Here is a 6,328-nt window from a genome sequence, read left to right as displayed (position 1 = left end):
CGCGGGTCGAACCACCATGCCCGGGCGGGCCCGGAGAGCGTGCCGAGGTCCACCTCGAACGCGCGTCCGTCGGGAACGTAGGCCATCAGGTAGGACCCGTCCCGGGCCCGGGTGGCCTGGATCCGCTCCGCACCGCTGCCGACGTCGGCGACGACATCGGTGGCCGGTGCGCCGGTGGTGAACGGACGGGACTCCATCAACGCCCGCAGGTGCCGCATCTGCTGTCCGGCCGGGGCGTCAAGGGCGTCTTGCCAGTCGCCGCGGGCACCGAGCGCGGCCGGGCGGTCCGGGGTCACGAACTGCCAGACGGAGTGGTGGCCGTAGGTGTGGCCGAGCGCGCCGGCGAAGACCGACCAGTAGGCGTCACGGCGCACGTCGAGCGCGGTGGAGAAACCCTCCGGCGGTCGTTCCCAGCAGTAGGGGTGCTCCTCGTAGATCGGCTCGCCGTCGAGGAACGGCTTCGCCGGGCTCGCCCGGTAGGTCGCGTCGACGATCCGACGGCGCACGTCGTGGCGCAGGCAGTGCCCGCCCTGGATCATGTTGAGGTCCAGCCACGGGTCGTCGGCGAACCAGTCGGCGGAGCTGCGGTCGCCGATCGGGTGGTAGGTGATCAGGACGTCGCGCCCGGCGCCGGTCTCGATGCCGGCGGCGAGCTCGCGCCAGACGTCCTCGACGCCGTCCGCGGACTCGTCGCCGCCCAGGACCCAGACGACCCGGTCGCGGTAACGGTCGCCGACGAACTCGCCGTAGCCGCGGGCGTTGTCCTCGGTGACCAGCTCGCCGACCTGCCCGTCGGCCCAGACCGGCAGCAGCGCGACCCGGATCCCGCGCTCGGCGGCCATCGCGACGACGGTGTCGAGGTGGTCCCAGTAGTCGTAGGCCTCCGGGTCCGACGGGTCGGCGCCGTCGGTGACGGTGAGGTCGTCGAGCCCGCCGCGGTACGGGCGGTCGCCGTAGCGGTTCGGCCCGTCCGCGCCGGCCTGCGGGAACAGCGCGACGACCTGCACCACGTTGAAGCCCTGCTCCGCGCGGGTGTCGAGGTAGCGGGCGGTCTCGTCGCGGTCGAGCAGCGCCGGCAGGGCCCACGCCGTGTCACCGGTCCAGAAGAACGGCGCGCCCGAGCCGTCGGCGAGGAACCGGCCGTCCACCTGCAGTGGGGAGAGCCCAGGCTGCGCGGTCGGGGTCGCCGGGCCCGTCGACGGCTCCGGTGCGACGGGCACGGCGGCGGAGCAGGCCCCGGCCAGCGCCAGCACCGCCACGACGAGAGCGACCGGGCGGAACGCTCCGGTCACGGTCGTCCCCCTCGTCCTGCTTGTCCTGATCACCCGGTTCGGAGCATACGGACGGCGGGCGCCGCGGCGGCGCCGACGCGGCGGCACCGGGAGTCCGTCCCCCGTACGGGGAGCGCGGCGCCGCGCCTGACCACCCTCACGGTCAGCGCAGTTGCGGGGCCAGCTGCGGCAGCGCGGTGACCGTGTGGTCCGGCGGGGTGAGGTGCGCGGGGTAGGTGGCGCCGTCGCGGTTCAGGAACGCCGTGCGCATGCCTGCGCGGTGGGCGCCGTGCAGGTCCCACGGGTGTACCGCGACCATCACCATCTCACCCGGCGCCGTCCCGCAGACCTGCGCGGCGTAGGCGTAGGCCGCCCGCGCCGGCTTCCAGATCCCGGCGTCGTCGACGGACAGGACGTGCTCGACCTCGTCGCGCAGACCGGCGTCGCCGAGCAGCTTCTCGGCGACCGGCACCCCGCCGTTGCTCAGCGTGACCAGGCGCAGCCCGGCCGCGCGCAGGGTGCGGAACCCGTCGGCGACGTCCGGGTGCAGCGGCAGCCCGAGGAAGCCGTCCAGGACGTGCGTGGCGGCGTCGTCGGGGCTGCGGTCGATCGGCTGCCCGCGCAGCACCGCCTTCGCGGTCTCCCGGCCGATCTCGGAGAACGTCCCCGTGTCACCGGACGCGGCCAGCGCGATGCCCTCGCGCAGGGTGGAGGCGAACCACAACGCCGCCGACGACTCCGGCGCGCCCAGGTCGGCGAACCGCCCCGCCATCGGTCTCATGTCCGAGAGCGTCTCGTTGACGTCGAACACGACGGTGGTCACGTCGGCCATCGGTGCCTCCTCATGCCGTTCCTCGTCCCGGGCGAACGCTAGCCGGAGCATGCGCTCCTCGCGGGATGCACGCCGACCGGCGCCGCGGGGCCCTGCCGCGGGCCCCTGCCGCGGGGGCCGCCGCTCCGTGCCCATCCCGGCCGGCAGGACAAGATCGGCAGGAATGGTCGATTCCCGGCCACGAATGACCGGAAACGACCACTTCTGCCGATCATGGGCAGGGCAGGGCAGGGCAGGGCAGGGCGGCGCGTGCCAGGGGAGTCGGCCAGGGGCGGCCCCGTAGGCGCGGCCCCTGCGCGCGGGCGGGGACTGTCGGGGTCCGAACCTAGACTGGCCGCGTGGGGAGCGGGGCGAGGGCGGCGCGGGTCGCGGTCGACCCCGGCTCCGACGGGCCGATCCGGATCCGGCGTCTCGACGAGGACGGCACGGCGCGGGGCGAGGTGCAGATCCTGCCCGGTCCGGAGGCGGTGGCCGCGCTGGAGCGCGAGCTCGCCCCGCGGTGGGTGCTGGCCAGGGCCCGGTCCTACCGGCGGCTGCTCGAGGCCGGGGTGTCGCTGGGCCGCGCGCACGACGTCGAGCTCACCGAGGGTCTGCTGGTCGGCGCCGACGGCCGGTTCGGCGCGCCGCACGGCCTCGCCGCGGCGACGGCCCGCCTGGCCGGCCGGGAACCCGAGCCGGACCCCCCGGTCCCGGAGGAGGGCCCGCCGGGGCTGTTCGACGACGGCCCGCGCACCGACGAGCTGGCCGACGTCGTCGCCGTGCACGCCGCCCAGCAGCGCAGGCTCGCCGCGGGCCCGCCAGGCATGCGGATGCTGGTCGCGGCCGAGTCGACCGGGGCGCTGGTCGCCGAGGAGATGCGCCGCGACGGCCTGCCCTGGCGCGCCGACGTGCACGACCGCCTGCTCACCGACGTCCTCGGCCCGCGCCCGGTGCTCGGCGGCCGCCCGCCGCGCCTGGCCGAGCTCGCCCGGGAGATCTCCGAGGCGTTCGGCGGGCGGGCGCTGAACCCGGACTCACCGGCCGAGGTGCTGCGCGCGTTCGCCCGCGCCGGGCACGAGCTGTCCAGCACCCGGGCCTGGGAGGTCCGCCGGGTCGAGCACCCGGCCGTCGCGCCGTTGCTGGCCTACAAGGAGCTGGCCCGGCTGCACGCCGCGCACGGCTGGTCGTGGCTGCGGACCTGGGTGCGCGGCGACCGGTTCCACCCCGAGTACGTCGTCGGCGGCGTGGTGTCCGGGCGGTGGGCGACCCGCGGCGGTGGCGCGCTGCAGATCCCGCGTGCGGTCCGCGCGGCCGTGCGGGCCGACCCCGGGTGGCGGCTGGTGGTGGCCGACGCCGCGCAGCTCGAGCCGCGCGTGCTGGCCGCGATGGCCCGCGAGCCGGCGCTGGCCCCGGACGTCGACGACCTGTACTCTGCGCTCGCCGCGGCCGAGTTCGGCGGCGACCGGGCCCGGGCCAAGCTGGGCCTGCTCGGCGCGATGTACGGGCAGACCTCCGGCGGCGCGGCACCGGCGCTGGCCACGCTGCGCCGCCGCTTCCCGGCGGCGATGGCGCTGCTCGAGGACGCGGCCCGGGCGGGGGAGCAGGGCCGCCTGGTCCGCTCGCACCTGGGCCGGACCTGCCCGCCGGCGCGTCCCGGCGACGAGGCGGACGCCGCGGCGCGCGCACGGGGCCGGTTCACCCGCAACTTCGTCGTGCAGGCCACGGCCGCGGAGTGGGCGCTGGTCCTGCTGGCCGAGCTGCGCCACGCGTTGCGCCGCAGCGGGAGCCCGGCGCAGCTGGTGTTCTTCCAGCACGACGAGGTGCTGCTGCACGTCCCCGCGGAGGTGGCCGACGACGTCGCCGCGGCCGTGCACGCCGCCGCCGCGACGGCCGGGCGCAGGCTGTTCGGCGACACCGCCGTGCGGTTCCCGATGCAGGCCCGCGTGGTCTCCGGCTACGACGAGAAGGACTCCGGACAGAACCACTCCGACCGGAAGGACGCCGGGGAGGACGGGAAGGACACCGGCCGGAAGGACGCCGCCCCCGCGGCGCTCTGAATCGAACCGCGAACAACAAATCCCGGCCTCCGTGACCGGATTGTGATGATCCAGTTCTAGGTTGATCGATTCAGTGGGCTTCTGCGGAGCAGGTATCGCGCCATACGTTGTCGCTCGCAACATTCACTCATCCGGTGAGCCTGCCGGTGCGATCCACAGTGACGTGGAGGGGACATCCGATGCGAACGCGGAGAGCGGTAGTGCGGGCCGGGATGGCGGCGAGCCTGGGCATGGTGCTCGCGCTGTCGGCCTGCGGCCAGAACAGCGCCGGTGGCGGGGACGAGGCCGGCGGGTCCGGAGGGCAGCCCTCCGGTGGGATCAAGGTCGGCGTGATCCTGCCCGAGACCGACACCTCGGCCCGCTGGGAGGGCTTCGACAAGCCCATGCTGGACAAGGCGATGCGCGCCCAGGGCCTCGACCCGGACATCCAGAACGCGCAGGGCGACGAGCAGAAGTTCTCCACCCTGGCCGACGGCATGATCTCGAGCGGCGTCAAGGCGCTGGTCATCGCCTCGATCAGCGGTGACGGCGGCAGCTCGGTCGCGGCCAAGGCGAAGGCCCAGGGCATCCCGGTGATCGACTACGACCGGCTCAACCTCGGCGGCACCAGCGACTACTACGTCTCGTTCGACAACGAGAAGGTCGGCGCGCTACAGGGCCAGGGCCTCGTGCAGGGCGTCGGGAACAAGCCGGGCGCGCAGATCATCCAGATCGAGGGCGCACCCACCGACAACAACGCCACGCTCTACACCAACGGGCAGCTCTCGGTGCTGCAGCCGAAGTACGACTCGGGCGCCTACAAGCTGGTGCAGAACCAGGCCATCGACAAGTGGGACAACCAGGTCGCCGGCACCACGTTCGAGCAGATCCTGACCGGCAACGGCGGCAAGGTCGACGGCGTCGCGGTGGCCAACGACGGCATGGCCGGCTCGGTCGTCACCGTCCTGAGCAAGTACGGCCTCAACGGCAAGGTCCCGGTCACCGGCCAGGACGCCACCGCCGACGGGCTCGCCGCGATCCTGCGCGGCGACATGTACATGACGGTGTTCAAGCCGATCCAGGAGGAGGCCGACGCGGCGGCGAAGCTGGCCGGTGCGCTGGCCAAGGGCGACACCGCCGCGGCGGACGCGGTCGCGACCCAGACCGTCGCCGACCCGAAGGGCAACCGCCAGGTCAAGTCCGTGCTGCTGCAGCCGCAGCTGATCACCAAGGACAACGTCAAGACGGTGACCGACGCCGGCTACATCAAGGCCGCGGAGATCTGCACCGGCGCCAACGCCGCGACCTGCGGGCAGCTCGGCATCAAGTGAACCCGGTGCGCGGCGGCGGGACCCGCCGCCGCGCACCGTGACCGGGAGGGAGCCCCGTGTCCGAACCGATCCTGGCGCTGCGCAAGATCACCAAGAGCTTCGGCGCCGTGCAGGTCCTGCACGACGTGGACCTGACCGTGCGCGCGGGCGAGGTCACCGCGCTCGTCGGGGACAACGGCGCCGGTAAGTCGACGCTGGTCAAGTGCGTCGCCGGCATCCACCCGATCGACGGCGGCGAGATCGCCTTCGAGGGGAACCCGGTCGCGCTGAACGCGCCGTCGGACGCCGCGCGGCTGGGCATCGAGGTCGTCTACCAGGACCTCGCGCTGGCCGACAACCTCGACATCGTCCAGAACATGTTCCTGGGCCGTGAGCGGGGACGGCCGTGGCTGCTCGACGAGTCGGACATGGAGCAGGCCGCCCGGCGCACGCTGGCCTCGCTGTCGGTGCGCACCGTGACGTCGGTGCGCGCCCCGGTCGCGTCGCTGTCGGGAGGTCAGCGACAGACCGTGGCGATCGCCAAGGCGGTGCTCTGGGACTCCCGGGTGGTGCTGCTCGACGAGCCGACGGCGGCGCTGGGCGTGGCCCAGACCCGCCAGGTGCTCGACCTGGTGCGACGCCTCGCCGAGCAGGGACTGGCCGTCGTGCTGATCAGCCACAACATGTCCGACGTGTTCGAGGTGTCGGACCGGATCGCGACCCTGTACCTGGGCCGGATGGTGGCCGAGGTGCCCACCCGCGACGTCACCCACGGGCAGGTCGTGGAGCTGATCACCGCCGGTCGCTCCGGCGACCTGGGCCTGGCCCGCCCCGAGTCGGCGGGGGTCTAGATGCCCCGCCACGAGACCACCCCGGACACCTCCGGGGCCGCACACACCG

Annotated in this window: 5 protein-coding genes; 3 read left to right on the top strand and 2 right to left on the bottom strand. The window is 74.2% G+C overall.

The window, feature by feature from the left end; all coding sequences use genetic code 11:
• On the bottom strand, positions 1–1,292 hold a 1,292-nt coding region (locus I4I78_RS10230), incomplete at its 3' end, for a DUF4038 domain-containing protein (protein ID WP_218611021.1).
• Between the two features lie 142 nt (positions 1,293–1,434).
• Positions 1,435–2,103: a haloacid dehalogenase type II gene (locus tag I4I78_RS10225; protein WP_218611020.1), complete on the bottom strand. Its 669-nt coding sequence runs from the start codon at positions 2,101–2,103 to the stop codon at positions 1,435–1,437.
• Between the two features lie 338 nt (positions 2,104–2,441).
• Between I4I78_RS10225 and I4I78_RS10220 the strand changes: the two genes are divergently transcribed.
• The 3 genes from I4I78_RS10220 (at position 2,442) to I4I78_RS10210 (ending at position 6,279) form a co-directional block, all read left to right on the top strand.
• On the top strand, positions 2,442–4,139 hold the full coding sequence (locus tag I4I78_RS10220; RefSeq protein ID WP_218611019.1) for a bifunctional 3'-5' exonuclease/DNA polymerase: 1,698 nt from the start codon (positions 2,442–2,444) through the stop codon (positions 4,137–4,139).
• 179 nt (positions 4,140–4,318) lie between these two features.
• On the top strand, positions 4,319–5,449 hold the full coding sequence (locus I4I78_RS10215; RefSeq protein ID WP_218611018.1) for a sugar ABC transporter substrate-binding protein: 1,131 nt from the start codon (positions 4,319–4,321) through the stop codon (positions 5,447–5,449).
• 56 nt (positions 5,450–5,505) lie between these two features.
• Positions 5,506–6,279, top strand: coding sequence for an ATP-binding cassette domain-containing protein (locus I4I78_RS10210; protein ID WP_218611017.1), 774 nt, complete (start codon positions 5,506–5,508; stop codon positions 6,277–6,279).
• The last annotated feature ends 49 nt before the right edge of the window (positions 6,280–6,328 follow it).

Source organism: Pseudonocardia sp. KRD291 (genome assembly GCF_019263595.1).
In the GTDB taxonomy this organism is placed as follows: Bacteria; Actinomycetota; Actinomycetes; order Mycobacteriales; family Pseudonocardiaceae; genus Pseudonocardia.
Note: the sequence above shows the minus strand (reverse complement) of the source record. Positions and strands in the feature narration are given on the sequence as shown.